Annotated in this window: 19 protein-coding genes and 1 tRNA gene; 14 read left to right on the top strand and 6 right to left on the bottom strand. The window is 72.1% G+C overall.

The genetic code is table 11. From position 1 onward, the window contains the following. Positions 1-39: 39 nt before the first annotated feature. Together ACYVGN_RS02020 and ACYVGN_RS02015 are read left to right on the top strand one after the other, a co-directional pair. Positions 40-843, top strand: a complete 804-nt coding sequence (locus ACYVGN_RS02020) for an HAD-IIA family hydrolase (protein ID WP_460788441.1) — start codon at positions 40-42, stop codon at positions 841-843. After that, positions 840-2105, top strand: coding sequence for an MFS transporter (locus ACYVGN_RS02015; RefSeq protein ID WP_460788440.1), 1266 nt, complete (start codon positions 840-842; stop codon positions 2103-2105). Before ACYVGN_RS02020 ends, ACYVGN_RS02015 begins: the two co-directional genes overlap by 4 nt. Here ACYVGN_RS02015 and ACYVGN_RS02010 read toward each other — a convergent pair. Together ACYVGN_RS02010 and ACYVGN_RS02005 are read right to left on the bottom strand one after the other, a co-directional pair. Next, entirely contained in the window at positions 2092-2523 is a 432-nt protein-coding gene (locus ACYVGN_RS02010) for an SRPBCC domain-containing protein (RefSeq protein ID WP_460788438.1), read from the bottom strand. The genes ACYVGN_RS02015 and ACYVGN_RS02010 overlap by 14 nt on opposite strands. Beyond that, on the bottom strand, positions 2520-2861 hold the full coding sequence (locus tag ACYVGN_RS02005) for an ArsR/SmtB family transcription factor (protein ID WP_460788436.1): 342 nt from the start codon (positions 2859-2861) through the stop codon (positions 2520-2522). Before ACYVGN_RS02005 ends, ACYVGN_RS02010 begins: the two co-directional genes overlap by 4 nt. 93 nt (positions 2862-2954) lie before the next feature. Here ACYVGN_RS02005 and nucS point away from each other — a divergent pair, with 93 nt between their 5' ends. The 3 genes from nucS to ACYVGN_RS01990 all read left to right on the top strand — a co-directional run bounded on the left by nucS (position 2955) and on the right by ACYVGN_RS01990 (position 5729). Next, the gene (gene nucS, locus ACYVGN_RS02000; RefSeq protein WP_055988602.1) at positions 2955-3650 is read left to right on the top strand and encodes an endonuclease NucS; all 696 of its coding nucleotides are present in this window, start codon (positions 2955-2957) and stop codon (positions 3648-3650) included. Positions 3651-3783: 133 nt separating this feature from the next. Then, positions 3784-4455 carry an HAD hydrolase-like protein gene (locus ACYVGN_RS01995; RefSeq protein ID WP_460788434.1) on the top strand — a complete coding sequence of 224 codons (672 nt, stop codon included), beginning with the start codon at positions 3784-3786 and terminating at the stop codon, positions 4453-4455. Positions 4456-4457: 2 nt separating this feature from the next. Next, positions 4458-5729 carry a hypothetical protein gene (locus tag ACYVGN_RS01990; protein WP_460788432.1) on the top strand — a complete coding sequence of 424 codons (1272 nt, stop codon included), beginning with the start codon at positions 4458-4460 and terminating at the stop codon, positions 5727-5729. Positions 5730-5822: 93 nt separating this feature from the next. Here ACYVGN_RS01990 and ACYVGN_RS01985 read toward each other — a convergent pair whose 3' ends face one another. Then, complete coding sequence (locus tag ACYVGN_RS01985; RefSeq protein ID WP_055988597.1) at positions 5823-6029, bottom strand: cold-shock protein; 207 nt, start codon at positions 6027-6029, stop codon at positions 5823-5825. A 302-nt stretch (positions 6030-6331) separates the two neighbouring features. Here ACYVGN_RS01985 and ACYVGN_RS01980 point away from each other — a divergent pair, with 302 nt between their 5' ends. Next, a complete protein-coding gene (locus tag ACYVGN_RS01980) occupies positions 6332-6955 on the top strand; it encodes a hypothetical protein (protein ID WP_460788431.1) in 624 nt (207 codons plus the stop codon). 53 nt (positions 6956-7008) lie between these two features. Here ACYVGN_RS01980 and ACYVGN_RS01975 read toward each other — a convergent pair. After that, a tRNA-Leu gene (locus ACYVGN_RS01975) sits at positions 7009-7092 on the bottom strand. 178 nt (positions 7093-7270) lie between these two features. On the opposite strand from ACYVGN_RS01975, the gene ACYVGN_RS01970 reads away from it, so the two are divergent. The 7 genes from ACYVGN_RS01970 (at position 7271) to pknB (ending at position 16310) form a co-directional block, all read left to right on the top strand. Beyond that, positions 7271-8002, top strand: a complete 732-nt coding sequence (locus ACYVGN_RS01970) for an FhaA domain-containing protein (protein WP_134747090.1) — start codon at positions 7271-7273, stop codon at positions 8000-8002. Further along, positions 7999-8523 carry an FHA domain-containing protein FhaB/FipA gene (locus tag ACYVGN_RS01965; RefSeq protein ID WP_460788429.1) on the top strand — a complete coding sequence of 175 codons (525 nt, stop codon included), beginning with the start codon at positions 7999-8001 and terminating at the stop codon, positions 8521-8523. Before ACYVGN_RS01970 ends, ACYVGN_RS01965 begins: the two co-directional genes overlap by 4 nt. Before the next feature lie 12 nt (positions 8524-8535). Further along, positions 8536-9843, top strand: coding sequence for a PP2C family protein-serine/threonine phosphatase (locus tag ACYVGN_RS01960; protein ID WP_055988789.1), 1308 nt, complete (start codon positions 8536-8538; stop codon positions 9841-9843). Beyond that, positions 9840-11216 (top strand): FtsW/RodA/SpoVE family cell cycle protein, encoded by a 1377-nt coding sequence (locus ACYVGN_RS01955; RefSeq protein WP_460788426.1) that lies wholly within the window; start codon positions 9840-9842, stop codon positions 11214-11216. Before ACYVGN_RS01960 ends, ACYVGN_RS01955 begins: the two co-directional genes overlap by 4 nt. Next, entirely contained in the window at positions 11213-12673 is a 1461-nt protein-coding gene (locus ACYVGN_RS01950) for a peptidoglycan D,D-transpeptidase FtsI family protein (RefSeq protein ID WP_460788425.1), read from the top strand. Before ACYVGN_RS01955 ends, ACYVGN_RS01950 begins: the two co-directional genes overlap by 4 nt. Next, positions 12670-14484, top strand: coding sequence for a serine/threonine-protein kinase (locus ACYVGN_RS01945; protein ID WP_460788423.1), 1815 nt, complete (start codon positions 12670-12672; stop codon positions 14482-14484). The genes ACYVGN_RS01950 and ACYVGN_RS01945 overlap by 4 nt, the downstream gene beginning before the upstream one ends. A 125-nt stretch (positions 14485-14609) precedes the next feature. Then, positions 14610-16310, top strand: a complete 1701-nt coding sequence (gene pknB, locus ACYVGN_RS01940; RefSeq protein WP_460788454.1) for a Stk1 family PASTA domain-containing Ser/Thr kinase — start codon at positions 14610-14612, stop codon at positions 16308-16310. Between the two features lie 15 nt (positions 16311-16325). Here pknB and ACYVGN_RS01935 read toward each other — a convergent pair whose 3' ends face one another. Both ACYVGN_RS01935 and ACYVGN_RS01930 read right to left on the bottom strand, forming a co-directional pair. Beyond that, on the bottom strand, positions 16326-16487 hold the full coding sequence (locus ACYVGN_RS01935; RefSeq protein ID WP_167626828.1) for a hypothetical protein: 162 nt from the start codon (positions 16485-16487) through the stop codon (positions 16326-16328). Next, positions 16487-17260 carry a class E sortase gene (locus tag ACYVGN_RS01930; protein ID WP_460788422.1) on the bottom strand — a complete coding sequence of 258 codons (774 nt, stop codon included), beginning with the start codon at positions 17258-17260 and terminating at the stop codon, positions 16487-16489. The genes ACYVGN_RS01935 and ACYVGN_RS01930 overlap by 1 nt, the downstream gene beginning before the upstream one ends. A gap of 35 nt (positions 17261-17295) precedes the next feature. On the opposite strand from ACYVGN_RS01930, the gene ACYVGN_RS01925 reads away from it, so the two are divergent. Further along, positions 17296-17547, top strand: coding sequence for a cell division protein CrgA (locus ACYVGN_RS01925; RefSeq protein WP_055988784.1), 252 nt, complete (start codon positions 17296-17298; stop codon positions 17545-17547). Positions 17548-17671 lie beyond the last annotated feature (124 nt).

The raw sequence follows: 17671 nt of genomic DNA, 5'->3' as shown, positions 1-17671 counted from the left end.
TGTGCCCGAGCCGATCGATGAGGCGTGAGAATAGGGACCATGCGACGCGACGAGATCGAGTGCTGGCTGACCGACATGGACGGGGTGCTCGTCCACGAGAACCTGCCGATCCCCGGAGCGCCGGAGCTGCTGGCGAAGTGGCGGGACGACGGCACGCCGTTCCTCGTGCTCACGAACAACTCGATCTTCACGCCGCGGGACCTGTCCGCGCGGCTGCGCGCGTCGGGCATCGAGGTTCCCGAGGACCGGATCTGGACCAGCGCGCTCGCGACCGCCGACTTCCTGAAGTCCCAGGCGCCCGGCGGATCCGCGTTCGTGATCGGCGAGGCCGGCATCCTGACCGCGATGCACGAGGCCGGGTTCATCATGACCGAGACCGACCCGGACTACGTGGTCGTCGGCGAGACGCGCAACTACTCCTTCGAGGCGATCACCAAGGCGATCCGCCTGATCGGCCGCGGCGCCCGGTTCATCGTCACGAACCCCGACGCCACGGGCCCGAGCGCCGAGGGCCCGCTGCCCGCCACCGGCGCCATCGCCGCCCTCATCACCAAGGCGACCGGCCGCGAGCCGTACGTGGTCGGCAAGCCGAACCCGATGATGTTCCGCTCGGCGCTGAACCGGATCGGCGCGCACTCCGAGAACACCGGCATGATCGGCGACCGGATGGACACCGACATCGTCGCGGGCATCGAGGCCGGCCTCCACACCGTGCTCGTGATGACCGGCATCAGCGACCAGCGCGAGATCGAGCGCTACCCGTTCCGGCCGAACGAGGTGCTCTCGTCGGTCGCCGAGCTCCTGCCCCCGGCCGACGCGCCGGCGACCGAGGTGGAGGAGTGACCTCGCCGGAGACCGCCCTCCCGGCCGCCAGGGTCCTCCGCTGGAAGATCGCGATCTTCGCGATCTTCCTCACCAGCGGCCTGAGCATCGCGACGTGGGCCTCCCGCGTGCCCGCGATCAAGGACGCGCTCGGGGTCGACAACATCGGCGTCGGCGCGCTGCTCATGGGCGCCGGCGTGGCGTCCATCCTGGGCCTGTCGCTCTCCACGCCCGTGCTGGCGAGGTTCGGCGCCCGCCGCGGCATGCTCGCGTCGATGTTCGTCTTCGCGCTCGGCGTGCTCCTGATCGGGATCGGGACCGACGTGCTCGCGTCCTTCCCGCTCGTGCTCGTGGGCCTCATCCTGTTCGGCCTGGGCAACGGCTCGCTCGACGTGATGATGAACGTCGAGGGCACGGCCATCGAGCAGCTCCAGAGCAAGACGATCCTGCCGCTGTTCCACGCGTTCTTCAGCTTCGGCACCGTGATCGGCGCGGCCATCGGCACCGTGGCCGTGAGCTGGGGCGTCGACGTGCTGTGGCACACAGCGTTCATCGCGGTGCTCATCGCCGCCATCGCGATCGCGGCGATCGCGAACGTCCCGCACCGCGCCACCGTGGATCCGGACCCGGCCGAGCACGGCCGCGGCTGGCGGGAGCGCCTGATGGCCTCGCTGGAGGTCTGGCGCGAGCCGCGCACCTACGCGCTCGGCGTGATCATGCTCGGGATGGCGTTCGCCGAGGGCGCCGCGAACGACTGGCTGGCGCTCGGCATCGTGGAGGGACACGGCGGCGACGAGGCGCTGGGCGCGGCGGGCCTCACGGTGTTCTCGGTCGCCATGACCGTGGTTCGCGTGTTCGGCGGGCCGCTCGTGGACCGTGTCGGCCGCGTGACGGTGCTCCGCGTGCTGTCGGCGACCGCGGCGGTCGGCCTGCTGCTGTTCATCCTCGCGCCGAACCTGCCGCTCGTCCTCGTCGGCGCGGCGCTGTGGGGCGTCGGCGCGTCGCTCGGCTTCCCGCTCGGGATGTCGGCGGCCGCGGACGACCCCGCGCGGGCCGCGGCCCGCGTGAGCGCGGCGGCGACCATCGGCTACGTCGCGTTCCTGGCGGGCCCGCCCGTGCTGGGGGCGATCAGCGAGGCGATCGGCCTGCTCAACACGCTGTGGATCATCGTCGCCCTGACGGTCGCATCGGGTCTCGCGTCGGGCGCGGCTCGCCCGCTGTCGTCGGACCCGTCCGCTCCCGGCGTCGCGGACGGTCCCGCCGGCGACGTCACACGCCGCTGACCACCGCCGCGAACCGCCCCAGCACCTTCGGCCAGCCCCGGCCGTAGTCGCTCCGCGCCGCCTCGGGATCGGCGTAGGCCTCCCAGCCCGTGTGGACGAGCGTCACGAGCGTCCCCTCGCCCGCGGGAGCGAAGGTCACCTCCACGTGGGTGGCCGCGCCGGCGTCGCGTCCGGGATGCCACGTGAACGCCACACGGGACGGCTCACGCGATTCGGTGACGGTCCCCCAGACGGCGGTGCGGCCATCCGGGGCCGTCTCGACGAACCGCTCGCCGTCGAACGCGATGGTCGCCTCGGCGCCGAAGCACCCGTGCGACGCGATCGGCCACCGCGCGCCGATGTCGTGGACGAAGACCCGGTACGCCGTCGCGGGATCGGCCGCCACGAGCACCTGCCGCCGCAGCGGCGGGACGCTCACGACGCGCTCCGCTCGGACGCTGCCGCCTCGCGGTCCGCCGACGCGGCCGCGGCGCGCTCGGGGAAGGCGGCGAGCGCGGTGTCCCAGTGGCCCGCAAGCCAGGTCTGCACCGCCGCGAGCCCGTCGGGCGCGAGGGCGTAGAGGTTGCGGGTGCCGACGGAGCGGTGCTCGACGAGGCCGGCGCCCTCGAGCACGCGCAGGTGCTTGCTCACCGCAGGGCGGCCGACCGGCAGCGCCTCGGCGAGGGCGCCCACCGGCGTGGGCCCCGCCCGCAGGGCCTCCACGATCCGGCGCCGCGTGGCGTCCCCCAGCGCGTCGAGCGCGGCTTCGGCATCCATGGCATCCCTTCGGTTCCTCTTCGGCAACCGTCACCATAGAGCAACCAAAGGCGGGCGGCAAGAGCATCCGCGGGAGACGGCTAGGCTCATCCGGTGCGTCTCGTCATCGCCCGCTGCTCCGTGGACTACACCGGCCGTCTCAACGCGCATCTGCCGCTCGCGACCCGGGTGCTGATGCACAAGGGCGACGGCAGCCTGCTCGTGCACTCCGACGGCGGCTCTTACAAGCCGCTCAACTGGATGAGCCCGCCGTGCCGGCTCGACGTCGAGCAGCCGAGCGAGGAGCTCGCGGAGGCCGGCGTGACCGAGCTGTGGCGCGTGACGCACCAGAAGACGGGCGATGCGCTGACCGTGCACATCTACGAGGTGATCCACGAGTCGAAGCACGATCTGGGCGTCGACCCCGGTCTCATCAAGGACGGCGTGGAGTCCGACCTGCAGCGCCTGCTCGCCGAGCAGGTCGACCTGATCGCCGAGGGCGCGACGCTCGTGCGCCGCGAGTACCCCACGGCCATCGGACCGGTCGACCTCCTCGTGCGCGACGCCGGCGGCGTGCCGATCGCGGTCGAGGTCAAGCGCCGCGGCGACATCGACGGCGTCGAGCAGCTCACCCGCTACCTCGACCTGCTCGGGCGCGATCCGCTGCTCACCGGCATCCAGGGCGTGTTCGCCGCCCAGGAGATCAAGCCGCAGGCGCGCGTGCTCGCCGAGGACCGCGGCATCCGGTGCCTGGTGCTCGACTACGACGACATGAAGGGCATCGAGTCCGGGGCGCCGCGCCTGTTCTGACCCGCGAGGCGCCCCCGCCCCGCCCTTCGACTGGTCTTCGGCGACGAGACTGGTCTCGGCGAGACCAGTCAACGTCGCCCGGGACCAGTCAACGTCGCCCGGGACCAGTCGCCGCCGCGTCTAGGCTGATGCCATGACGTCTTCGCCCTGGTCGTGCATCCTCTGGGACGTGGACGGGACGGTAGCCGACGCGTCGGCCGGCATCCTGCCCCGCATCACCGAGGTGCTCACGGCGATGGGCCGCGTGGCGCCGCCCGCCGACGAGCTGCGGCACTGGATCGGTCCGCCCATGCTCGAGTCGTTCCAGCAGAGGGCGCTGCTGTCGCCCGAGGAGGCCACCGAGGCGGTCGCCGCGTATCGCGAGCTCGCCTCGCGCGACGGGTACGCGAAGTCCGTCGCCCTCTACCCGGGCGTCCCGGAGCTGATCCGCGACGTGCACGCCGCGGGTGTGCCGCAGGCGACCGCCAGCACCAAGCCGCAGAACCAGGTGCGGGCCATCCTGGAGCACTACGCGCTCGACGACGCGTTCACCGCGATCGTCGGCGCGCGCCCGGAGGCTGACGTGCTCGACACCAAGGCGGATGTCCTGGGCCGTGCGCTCGAGGGGCTGGCCGCGGCCGGAGTGGACGTGTCGCTCCCCGTGCTGATCGGCGACCGGCACCACGACGTCGACGGCGCCTCGCAGTTCGGGGTCCCCGTCGTGTTCGTGCGCTGGGGCTTCGGGAACCCGGGCGAGGAAGAGGGCGCGCAGGCCGTGGTCGATGACCACGTGCAGCTGCGCGAGCTGCTGCTCAGCCGGGACTGACGATGGACGTCACCGAGATCGACCTGCTGGCGTGGCTGGTCCCCGCCGCGGTCGTCCTCGGGTCGGCCGCCATGCTCGTGCTGGTGGTCGTGCTCGCGGTGCGGTTCGCGCGGCGGGGCCCCGCCGCCCGACGCCGGGCCGCGGCCGAGCTCGGCGCGGCCGGAGTCGCGCTCGTGCAGCTGGACGACGCGGTCGACGAGCTCGATCTCGAGGTCGGCCTGTCGGGGGCGCTCTACGGGGGCGGGGCGCCGCCCTCCCTCCGCCGCGCGCGGATGACGGCGCAGCACGCCAGGGACGAGGCGTTCATCGCATATCGCGACGCCACCGACCCGGGCGTCGTGCCCGCCGACGCGGCGCGCGCCGCCCGAGACCTCCACCGCCGGATCGAGCGCGCCCTCGCCACGATCGAGACCGCGCGGCGGGAGCACCGCGACTGGATCCAGGCGAACATCGGCGCCTCCGAGCAGGTCGCCGGCGCCGAGCGCCATCTCGCCGAGCTGCGCGCCAGGATGGGCGACCCCGCGGCCCTGCTGCGCGAGCTCGAGCAGCGCGCAGACCCCGAGGAATGGACGGATGCGGCACGCGCGGTCGACGACGCGCGCTCGGCCGTGGCGGAGGCCGAGCGGCGCATCGCGGCGGCGCGTGCGATCGCCGCCGATCCGACCCGCTCGGCCCTGGACGACCTCGCAGGCGCCGAGCGCGCGCTGCGTCGAGCGGACGCGGCCTCCCGCACGCTCGAGGAGACGCATCGGCTCGTGACCCAGGCGGGGCTCGCGGTGGGCGACGAGATCGCCGCCGCCCGGTCGGCGATCCGGTCCGCCACATCGATCCGGGCCGCGCTGCCGGCCGACGAGGCCGAGCGCCTGGGCGAGGAGATCCGCCGGGCGCAGCAGCAGCTCGACCGCATCGAGCCCACGGCCGCCCGGCGCCCCGTGTCGGCCAACGAGGACATCGCGCGCGTGCGCGACCGCCTGGACATGGCGCTCGCGGATGCGCACACCGCGCAGCAGAGGCTGCACGGCGCGCGCACGGCGCTGCCGGGAACGCTCGCCGCGGCACGCAGCGCGATCGGCCATGCCGAGGCGGCGATCCCCGAGCACACCGCCGGGCTGGACGCCCGCGTGCGGCTCGACGCGGCGCGCCGCGAGCTTGCGGCAGCGCGCCAGACCCAGGATCCGGTCGAGGCGCTCGACGCGGCGCGGCGCGCGATCCGCCACGCGGAGGACGCGAAGGCGCTCGCCGATCACCACCGCCTCGCCAGCGCCGGCGAGTGACACCCTCGGGGCATGAGAAAGGGCCCGGCGACCGAAGCCGCCGAGCCCTGGGTAGTCACGCCGCGTGACGCGGCCGACCGTTGGAGATCCGACTCAGAGGGGGCGGATGTTCTCCGCCTGGAGGCCCTTGGGGCCCTGAGCGATCTCGAACTCGACTCGCTGGTTCTCCTCCAGCGAGCGGTAACCCGAAGCCTCGATCGCGGTGTAGTGCGCGAAGACGTCAGAGCCGCCCTCGTCGGGAGAGATGAAGCCGAAGCCCTTCTCCGAGTTGAACCACTTGACGGTGCCCTGCGTAGCCATTTACTGCCGTTCTATCTGTGATGAAGCCGGCGCGAACATCGTGCCGACACAGTCACGCTAACGGAGTAACCCGTGAAGCGATAGGGCTTGAGCGATAATGACGCCCGGTTGCGCCGCCTGCCGGGACTGCGGGGCGTCGGGCGAAGACCACGGCGGCCCTCACCAATGGGGGGAATCGGTGAGGGCCGGACGACCGAGGTTGTCCCGACCAGTGTATAGGACGATCTGACCTTTTGTCCCCCGTTCGGAGGACAGAGCTGCGCCGAGTTGCCCGGCGCGGCGGGCCCGCCGACCATGGACCCATGAGACTCCCCCGCCGCGCCGCCGCCTCCGGCACGGCCGTCGCGCTCGCGCTGGTGCTCGCCGGCTGCGGCGGCGGTCTGTCGTCCCACGCGGGCACGCCGTTCACCGCGTGCCTGCAGCAGGCCGGCGTCGACATCTCCCGCATGGCGTCGTGGACCCGGGAGCGGGAGCGCGAGGAGCTGAGCGACCCGGCCGCGCTCGCGTGCGTGCTGTCCGACCTTCCGGCGGGCGAGCGCCGAGAGGTGCTCGACTGGGCCTTCCCGGACGTCCCCGCCGACGCGTCCGCGGACGAGCAGGCCCCCGTGGCCGAGGCGGTCGGCGGATTCCTCGAGGCCCGCACTCCTCCGGACGCGGAGGCGATCGCCGATGCGGGCGAGCTGCTCGCGGCGCTCGGCGTCGCGGGCGCGGAGCCGGTGGGCGTGCGCCACGCGCTCGCCCTGCGCGTGCATCTAGACGCGGGCGGACCGCTGTACGACGCCTGGCGCGAGGGCCTGGACCTGGAGGACGACCACGCCGCCCGGGCGCGCTTCGCCGGGGAGCAGCTCGAGCTGGGCGGCGCGCTGGCCGACCTCCTCGCCGAGACGTCGGACGCCCTCCTCGCGGCCCAGGAGCAGGCCGGCTGATCGGCCCGGGAACGAAGAACGGGCCCCCATCCGGGAGCCCGTTCCAGTCGCTGTGCGCGAGGGGGGAGTTGAACCCCCACGCCCTTTCGGGCACTGGCACCTGAAGCCAGCGCGTCTGCCTATTCCGCCACTCGCGCGAATCCGGATCGCTCCGGACTCAACTTTCCGAGGATATCACGCTATCGGGGGCCTCGCGAAACCCGCGCCATCCGAAGGATCCGCAAGCCCCGAACGGGCCCAGGGCGGGGTGAAAGGGGTGCCGTCCAGGTGGCCTGGCTACGATGTGCCTACCGGTCGGCCGGACTGAGGAGACCCGTGGGACTACTGGACAGCTTCGAGCAAGGTCTCGAGCGCGCCGTCAATCGCGCGTTCGCGAAGACCTTCCGCAGCGGCATTCAGCCGGTCGAGATCGCCTCAGCGCTGCGCCGCGAGCTCGACACGAAGGCGGCCGTCGTCGCCCGCGACCGCATCCTCGTGCCGAATGAGCTGACGGTCCTCCTGAGCCCGGCCGACGACGAGCGGATGCGCTCGCTGGGCGGCGCCCTGGTGAGCGAGCTCGACGCCATGCTGCGCAAGCACGCCTCCGCACAGGGCTACAGCTTCGCCGGACCGCTGCGCATCGCGCTGCGCGGCGACGAGTCGATCACGACCGGAACGGTCGCCGTCGAGTCCGGCGCGGCCGAGGGCAGCGTGGAGTGGCGCGCGGTCGTCGACGTGGCGGGCCGCCGCTACCCGCTCGCCAAGGCGCGCACCGTCATCGGGCGCGGCAGCGACGCCGACATCACGGTGGACGACGCCGGCACGAGCCGCGCGCACGTCGAGGTGCTGTGGGACGGAGAGCGCGCCATGATGCGCGACCTCGGATCGACGAACGGGACGAAGCTCGACGGCCGCCCGACGAAGCAGTCCGGGCTCGCCGACGGACAGACCATCACGATCGGACGCACCGACATCGTGTTCCACGTCGTGCCGCTGGCCGCGCCGCCCGCCCGGGAGCCGCGGACCACCGCGACCCGGATCCTTCCGAAGAACGGGGACCGGCCATGAGCGAACTGACCCTGCTCATCCTGCAGGTGGGCTTCCTCCTGCTGCTGTGGCTGTTCGTGTTCGCGGTCGTGTTCGCGCTGCGCTCCGACGTGTTCGGCGTCCGCGTGCGGCGCATGCCCGAGGCGGCGGCGCCCCCCCGCGCACCGGCCCGCCCCGCGCCGGCCGCCGCGGCCCGCCCGGCCCCCGCGCCGAACGCGGGCCCCTCGGTCCCGGCGACGACCGCGACCGCGTCCCGCATCGTGATCACGACCGGCCCGAAGGCCGGCCTGGAGCTGCCGCTCGGCACCGATCCGCTCACGATCGGCCGCTCGAGCGAGGCGGGCCTGGTCATCCGCGACGACTACACCTCGAGCCAGCACGCGCGCCTCGTCCTGTGGGGCGACCAGTGGATGCTGCAGGACCTCGAGTCGACCAACGGCACCTTCCACGGCGGCGAGCGCGTCTCGCCGAACTCGCCCGTGCCGGTGCAGACGTCGACCCCGATCAAGGTCGGCGCCACGACCTTCGAGCTGCGGAAGTAAGCCCCCGCCGACATGTTCGTGGGATCGAGTGCCGCCATCTCCCATACCGGGAAGGTGCGGTCGAACAACCAGGATTCGGGCTACGCCGGCTCGAACCTGTTCGTCGTGGCCGACGGCATGGGCGGCCACGCGGGCGGCGACGTGGCCTCGAGCGTCGCGGTCAACACGCTGCAGGAGCTCGACCACGTCTACCCGTCCCCGGAGGACGCCGAGGCGACGCTCCGCGAGACCATCGCGTCCACCGCCGGCGACCTGATCCAGCTCGTGGCGCGCCGCCCCGAGCTCGCCGGCCTCGGCACGACCGTGAGCGCCGTCGCGATGGTCGATGACTACGCCGTGATCGCCCACATCGGCGACTCGCGCATCTATCTCTATCGCGACGGCGCGCTCACCCAGATCACGACGGATCACACGTTCGTGCAGCGGCTGGTCGACTCGGGCCGCATCACGCCCGAGGAGGCGCGCTACCACCCGCGCCGGTCGGTGCTCATGCGCGTGCTCGGCGACATGGATCCCGATCCCGAGATCGACACCTTCATCATGCCGACGCGCCCCGGCGACCGCTGGCTGCTGTGCTCCGACGGCCTGAGCGGCGTGGTCGACGAGGCGCACATCCAGAAGGCGCTGAAGCTGGGCCTGCCCCCGGGTCGCACCGCGGACATCCTGCTCAAGTACGCCCTCGACGCCGGCGCGCCCGACAACGTCACGATCGTGATGGTGGACGTGGGCGGCCAGCACCCGCTCGTGAGCGGCACGGCCACGATCGTCGGCTCGGCCTCGAACCCGCAGGGCATCAAGGTGCCCGCCATGACCGGCCGCGGCCCGCTGCTGCCGACCGGGTGGCTGCACCCCGCGCGCCAGGCGGCCAACGAGCCCACGCACTTCGAGCCCGAGCCCGAGTACCTTGAGGAGCTCATCGAGGAGGACCGCCGACGGGCGCGGCGCCGCCGCGTGGGCTGGATCGCATTCCTGGTCCTCATCGGGGTCGTCGTCGCGACCGGCTTCGCCGCCTTCTACAACTGGACGCAGACCCGCTACTTCCTGGGCGCGGACGACGACAGCGTCGTGATCTACCAGGGAATCCAGCAGTCGGTCGGCCCGATCCAGTTCTCCTCGGTGCACGAGGACACGGGCATCCTGCTCGCGGACCTGCCGCCGTACTACCGCGGCCAGGTCGAGCGGACGATCCCGGCCCGCTCGCTCGCCGACGCCGAGGCGATCGTGTCGCGGCTGAGCGGCATCGTGCTGCCCGATCCGAACGAGCCCGAGCCGACGCCGACCCCGACGCCCACCCCGACTCCGACGGGAGCCGCAGGATGACCGCCGTCGCCCCCGACACCGCCGTGATCAAGGCGCTGCGCCGCGTGCGCCAGCCGCAGCCGCAGCGCAACCGCGAACTGGGGCTTCTGCTGTTCGCGATCGCCCTCATGCTCGGCGCCACCGCCCTGTCGCAGCTCGGCGAGCTCGGCCGCCTGGACACCGGCGTGCTGATCGCCGAGGGCCTGCTGGGCGTGCTCGTGCTGGCCCTGCACGTGGTGCTGCGCCTGCGCGCGCCGCATGCCGACCCGTTCGTCGTGCCGATCGCGACCCTGCTCACGGGGCTCGGGATCGCGATGATCTACCGCATCGGGCTCTCGGGGGCGGATGGCGCGAACCCCAACGCCGGCACGAGTCAGATGATCTACACGGCTCTCTCCGTCGTGGCTGCGGGCGCGCTCGTGTGGGCGCTCGGCAACTACCGCCTGCTGTTCCGGTACACCTACATCTTCGGCCTCACGGGCGTCGTGCTGCTGATCCTGCCGTTCATCCCGTTCATCAACGGCGGCGGCAACGCGACCGTGTGGATCCAGATCGCCGGCTTCTACTTCCAGCCCGGCGAGATCGCCAAGATCTGCCTCGCGATCTTCTTCGCGGGCTACCTGGTGCGCACCCGCGAGAGCCTGACGTCGACCGGCACGAAGTTCCTGGGCTTCACGTTCCCGCGCGCGCGCGAGTTCGGCCCGCTGCTCGTGATCTGGTTCATCTCGATGGTGATCATCGTGGCGCAGCGCGACCTCGGCACCGGTCTGCTGATCTTCGGGATGTTCGTCGCGACGCTGTACGTCGCCACCGGCAAGACCGGCTGGGTCCTGATCGGCGTCGTCCTGGCGGTCGGCGGGGCCGTCGCGGCCTCGTTCGTGCTGCCGTACGTGCGCGGCCGCTTCGACGCGTGGCTCGGCGCGTTCGACCCGGAGCTGTACGAGGCGGAGGGCGGCAGCTTTCAGCTGGTCAACGGCATCTTCGGCCTCGCGCACGGCGGGATGCTCGGCACGGGCCTGGGCCTCGGCCGCCCGTACCTGACGCCCGTGTCGCAGAGCGACTACATCATCCCGAGCCTCGGCGAGGAGCTCGGCCTGATCGGCGTCTTCGCGATCCTCTGCCTGTACATGGTGTTCGTCGCGCGCGGGCTCCGGATCGGCGTGGCCGGGCAGGACGACTTCGGCAAGCTGCTCGCCGTGGCGCTGTCCTTCACGCTCGCGCTGCAGGTGTTCATCATGGTCGGCGGCGTGACGCGGCTCATCCCGCTCACGGGCCTCACGACCCCGTTCCTCGCGGCGGGCGGATCGTCGCTGCTCGCGAACTGGCTCATCGTGGCGATCATCCTGCGCATCAGCGATGCCGTGCGCCAGCAGCCCAGGGCGGTGATCGGATGACGAAAGAGCTCCGCCGCCTCAGCATCATCGTGCTGTTCATGTTCCTGGCGCTGTTCGGCTCGACCAGCCTCATCCAGGTCTTCCAGGCCGACGAGCTGGCCGACATGCCGCAGAACCGCCGCACGCTGTTCGACAGCTACGAGACCCAGCGCGGCGCGATCATCGCGGGCGGCCAGGAGATCGCCACGTCGGTGCCCAGCGACGACGTGTACGCGTGGCAGCGCCAGTACGTCGACTCCCCCATGTGGTCGCACGTGACCGGTTACCTCAACCCGGTGCTGGTGTCGGCGACCGGCATCGAGCAGGTGATGGGCCAGGAGCTCTCCGGCACCGCCGGCTCGGCCTTCTTCTCGCGCATCGACCAGATCGTCACGGGCCAGCCGCCCCGCGGCTCGAACGTCATGCTGAGCCTCGACCCCGTCGCGCAGCGCGCGGCGTACGAGGCGCTGGGCGGCCTGACCGGCGCGGTGCTGGCGCTCGAGCCGGACACCGGCCGCATCCTCGCGATGGTGTCGACGCCCGGCTACGACGCGAACCAGCTGGCGTCGCACGACCCGGAGGCAACCAACGCCGCCTACGACGCGCTCATGGGCGACGAGCTCCGGCCGCTCCAGAACCGCGCGATCGCCGGCGACCTCAACCCTCCCGGTTCCACGTTCAAACTCGTGGTCGCCGCCGCGGCGCTCGCGTCGGGCGACTACGACGAGGAGTCGGAGCTGCCGAACCCCGCGACGTACCGCCTGCCCCAGTCGTCGCACGTCGTCCACAACGCCAACGGCGGCACGTGCGGCGGCGGCGAGACCGTGACGATCGCCACCGCCCTGCGCCTCAGCTGCAACGTGCCGTTCGCCGAGCTCGCGATCGAGCTCGGCGACCAGGCCATCCAGGACATGGCGGAGCAGTTCGGCTTCAACCACGAGTTCGCGACGCCCCTCGCGGCCACGGTCTCCACCTACCCGACGAACGGCCTCGACGCCCCGCAGACCGGCCTGACCGGCTACGGCCAGGGTCAGGTCGTCGCGACGCCCCTGCAGATCGCGATGGTCTCGGCGGGGATCGCGAACGGCGGCACCGTGATGAACCCGTACATGGTGGACGAGATCGTGGGCAACGACCTGTCGGTCCAGCAGAGCTTCCAGCCGAGCGAGTTCGGCGAGGCCGTCGACGGCGAGGTGGCCGATCTGCTGACGTCGATGATGGTGGCGAATGTCCAGGATGGCGTCGCGTCGGGTGCAAGAATAGACGGCGTCGATGTGGCCGGGAAGACGGGCACCGCCGAGAACGATGGCGACGAGCCGTACACGCTCTGGTTCACCGGTTTCGCGCCGGCCGACGATCCTGAGATCGCCGTTGCCGTGGTGGTCGAGGACGGCGGCGGACAGGGACAGTCGGGCAGCGGGAACACGATCGCGGCTCCGATCGCGAAACAGGTCATGGAGGCGGTGCTGAGCAGATGAGGCCAACACAGGGCGTGTCCTTCGGCGGTCGCTACGAGCTGATCTCGCGGATCGCGATCGGCGGCATGGGCGAGGTGTGGGAGGCCACCGACCACGTCATCGGCCGCACGGTCGCGATCAAGATCCTCAAAGACGAGTACATGGGCGACCCGGGCTTCCTCGAGCGCTTCCGCGCCGAGGCCCGTCACGCCGCGCTCGTGAACCACGAGGGCATCGCCAGCGTGTTCGACTACGGCGAGGAGAACGGCTCCGCGTTCCTCGTCATGGAGCTCGTCCCCGGCGAGGCGCTGTCGACCATCCTGGAGCGCGAGAACAAGCTTCCCGCCGAGCGCACGCTCGACATCGTGGCCCAGACCGCGTCGGCCCTGCAGGCCGCGCACGCGGCGGGTCTCGTGCACCGCGACATCAAGCCCGGCAACCTGCTCATCACGCCCGACGGCCGCGTCAAGATCACCGACTTCGGCATCGCGCGCATCGCCGACCAGGTGCCGCTGACCGCCACGGGCCAGGTCATGGGCACGGTCCAGTACCTGTCGCCCGAGCAGGCGTCGGGTCACCCCGCGTCGCCCGCGACCGACATCTACTCGCTCGGCATCGTCGCCTACGAGGCGCTGGCCGGCCGCCGTCCGTTCACGGGCGAGTCGCAGGTCGCGATCGCGATGGCGCAGATCAACGAGCAGCCGCCGCCGCTCTCCGACGAGATCCCCGAGCCGGTGCGCAACCTCGTGCTCGCGATGATCGCGAAGAAGCCGGACGACCGGCCCGCCTCTGCGGCCGTGGTGGCGCGCGCGGCCAACGCGCTGCGCCGCGGCGACGTCGCGGCCGCGGCCGCCGCGGTCCCGGCGATCGCGACCGGCGCGGCCCTGGCCGCCGGTGCCGGCTCGGACGCCTTCACCCAGCTGCTCTCGCCCGGCACGGGCGCCGCGACCCAGCTGCTGCCGCGCACCACGCCCGTGCCGATCGACGGGGCGCCGCTCGAGGAGGAGAAGCGGGAGCGCAAGCGCAGCCCGTGGACGTGGCCGCTCGTCGCGCTCATCCTCATCCTGCTGCTGGTGCTCGGCGGCACGATCTGGGCGCTGTTGTTCCAGAACACGGCCGCCCCGGAGGAGACGCCGACCTCGACGCCGCCGCGCACGAGCGCCGCGCCGTCGAACACGCCCACCCCGAGCCAGACCGCCACGCGCGTCGACATCGACTCGCTCGGCCTCGAGGGCATGACGTGCGACGAGGCTGAAGCCGTCATCAGGGACCTCAAGGGCGAGTTCGGCTGGGAGTGCGTGGCGGGGACCCCCGCCGAGACCGCCGACACGGTCGGGACGATCTACCAGGTGAGCCCGAGCGGCTTCGTGTCCGAGGGCACGACCATCCGCGGCACGCACTACGCGGATCAGGCCGCCGTCGGCGCGCCGTCGTCCGCGCCCAACTTCACGTCGGGCGGCGTGGTCGCCGACCGGCTCGTCGCGGGGTCGATCGCGACGGTGAACTGGGCGAGCTTCTCGTGCCCGAGCGGCACGGGCGACCTGACGGGCTACACCGTGACGCTCACGAACGGGGCGTTCCAGTCGAACGGGCAGCCGACCGCCGAGTTCCCGGCCGGCACGACGCAGGCGGACTTCCACGTCTTCGAGACGCCCGGCCAGATCGTCACCGCGGTCTACACCGCGACCTGCACGAACGCGAGCGGCGAGGCCCGCTCTTCGGACGAGTCGCCTCAGGCCCAGGCGACGATCGACGCTCCGCCGCAGCAGACTCCGGCGCCGCAGGACACGGCCACGCCGCCGCCGGCGGCGGGCTCGGAGACCGAGGGCTGAGCCGAGCGGGACGGGGTTCCCGCACAGCGAGAGGCAGAGACGGATCTGTGGGGGGATCACCCGTGACCGACGACCAGCGCACCGAAGAGGAGCGCCGCCAGGACGACCGCGCGGTGGACCACCGCGTGCTCGGCGGCCGCTACCGCGTCGGCGAGCTCATCGGCCGCGGCGGCATGGCCAGCGTGTACCGGGGGTACGACCAGACCCTCGGGCGCGAGGTCGCCATCAAGATCCTGAAGCGCGACCTCGCGGGCGACCACGGCTTCCGCACCCGCTTCCGCCTCGAGGCCCAGGCCGCGTCGCGCATGGCGAACCAGGCGATCGTCCGCGTCTTCGACGCCGGCGAGGACGTCGCGGCCGACGCGAACGGCGAGCAGCCCATCCCGTACATCGTCATGGAGCTCGTGCACGGCACGCTGCTGAAGGACATCATCGCGCGCGGGCCGGTGCCCGCTGCGGACGCCGTGCGCTACGTCGACGGCATCCTCGAGGCGCTCGAGTACTCGCACCGCGCCGGGGTCGTGCACCGCGACATCAAGCCGGGCAACGTCATGATCACCGACGCCGGCCAGGTGAAGGTGATGGACTTCGGCATCGCCCGCGCGGTGTCCGACACGTCGTCCACGGTCGCCGAGACGACGACGATCCTGGGCACGGCCGCGTACTTCTCTCCCGAGCAGGCCAAGGGCGAGCCCGTCGACGCGCGCGCCGACGTGTACTCGACCGGCGTGGTGCTCTACGAGCTGCTCACCGGCCGCCCGCCGTTCCGCGGTGACTCCCCCGTGGCGGTCGCGTACCAGCACGTGAGCGAGACGCCCGTCACCCCCTCGCAGGTCAACGAGACCGCGCCCAAGGCATTCGACCCGGTCGTGCTGCGAGCGCTCGCGAAGGACCCGTACCAGCGCTTCCCGGACGTCGCCTCGTTCCGCCGCGCGCTCGACGCCGCCTCCGACGGCAAGGCGCCGTCGAAGCGCGAGCTCGGCGCCCTGACCAGCGAGCTGTACGGCCCGAACCCCCGCGAGGCCGCCGAGACCGCGCGCTCCCTGCGCCAGCTGTCGACCGACACGACCATGGCGCGGACGCAGTCCGGCCCTCCCGTCGCGTGGATCTGGGCCGGCGTCGCGCTGATCGCCGTGCTCGTCGTGTCCGTGCTGTTCTGGGTCGTCACCATGCGCCCGGTCACGGGCGTCCCGGCCAACACCCGCATCATCCCGGACGTCTCGGGCATGACTCTCGAGCGCGCCACCGCCGAGCTGGAGGCCGAGGAGCTCGCGTCGTCCGTCACGACCGAGCCGAGCGCCACGGTCGACGAGGGCATCGTGATCGGCACGGATCCGGAGGCCGGCACGTCCGTTTCCCCCGAGACGAGCATCGAGATCATCGTGTCCGAGGGCGTGGAGCGGGCGGCCGTGCCGAAGCTCGAGGGGCTCAAGGAGGAGGACGCGCGCACCGCCATCCAGCGCGCCGGCCTCGCCATGGGCTCGATCACGCCGCAGAACGACCCCGAGCTCGAGCAGGGCACCGTGATCTCCGCCCACGCGGACGGCGAGCCGGTCGCCGAGGGCGATGAGCTGCCCGCGGGCGCGACGATCGATCTGACGGTCGCCTCGGGTCGCGTGACGATCAACGACTACACCGAGACCGTGACCGTGGAGTTCGCCAAGGCGCAGCTCGAGCAGCTCGGCCTCACGGTCGAGATCGAGGAGGACGCGGGCTGCCCGGCATCCGACTCGCAGATCGTGAGCTACCAGTCGCGCGTCGGCGACGTGCCCGTGCACTCGACCATCACGCTCCGGCACTGCACGGGCGAGCCCGCCGGCGAGTGAACCTCGGCCCCGGGATCAGCCGGCGCCGACCGTGACCTCGTCGGGCACGAACGTCATCGCGATCCACGGGTACACGTACACGAAGAGCCCGTAGAGGACCGCGGCCGCGAGCGCCAGCAGGATGATCACGCGCACCCACCACGGGCCGGGAAGCAGGCGCCAGAGGGCGGCGTACATCAGATCAGCTCCTCGGTCAGGGCCGGGGGCGTCCCGCCGGCGCCGCGCGGCAGGAACGAGTCGAACACGCCGTACGCCACGATCCGCTCCGCGAGCGAGAACCGGGGCGAGCAGCTCGTCATGGTGATGTACCGCTCCCCCGCCGGAACCTCAGGTGCCTGCGGCACGTCGGCGAGCACGTCGTATTCGTGGGGCTGCACGTACTCGAGCGTGCGGAACCGGTAGGTGTACCAGCCCGCCTCCGTCTCGATCACGATCGGATCGCCGATCCTCAGGTTCTGCAGGTCGGCGAACGGCTTGCCGAAGGTGGTCCGGTGCGCGGCGAGCCCGAAGTTGCCGACGTCGCCGGGCATCTCCGTGTCGAGATAGTGGCCGACGCCGATCGTGTCGAGCGTCCCGGCGCGCGTGACGCCCCCGGCGATGGACACCCGGTAGTCGTCTCCCCATCGCGGCACGTACAGCGCGCCGAAGACCTCGCGGTCCGCCGGCTGCGGCAGCACGACGGGCTCGTATCCGCCGTCCTCGGCCGGCTCGGGCAGCGGAGGCAGCTCGGCCGCCGGGATCTCCGCCCACTCGCGCGAGAGCTCCTCGGCCTTCGCGGCGTGCGAGGAGCCGTAGATGACGTCGCCGATCCACAGCTGCCAGACCACGTAGAGCAGGATGATCGCGCCCGCCGTGATCAGGAGCTCGCCGAGCACGCTCGCGAACGTCGCGCGGCTCCTGGGCCGCTCGTCGCGACGCCGCATCGCCCCCGTCTCCGGCACTGCCGTCACGGTCCGAGCCTATCCGGACCGATAGGATGTGTCCCATGGCACGAGCAGACAAGCGCCCCGCCGGACGCGACGACGACGCGATCGACCGCGCCCCCGGAGAGCCGGCGCCCAACCCCGTGTGGTTCAAGCCCGTGATGGTGGGCTTCATGCTGATCGGGCTCGTGTGGATCCTGGTGTTCTACCTCTCGGGCATGCAGTTCCCGATCCCGGGCATCCAGGCCTGGAACCTCGTCATCGGGTTCGGGATCGCCTTCATCGGCTTCCTGATGACCACGCGCTGGCGGTAGCCGCATCCGCTTCCCGAGACGCCCGACGGATATCCGTCGGGCGTCTCGTCGTCTCGCGGGCGGTTCCGCAATCCGGATTCCGTGACAGGAATTACACCGGTGTGATTCATCCCCAGCGGGGGAT

The organism is Microbacterium lacusdiani, from assembly GCF_054779895.1.
The sequence above is the reverse complement of the archived record's forward strand: the minus strand, read 5'-3'. Positions and strand labels throughout refer to the sequence as shown.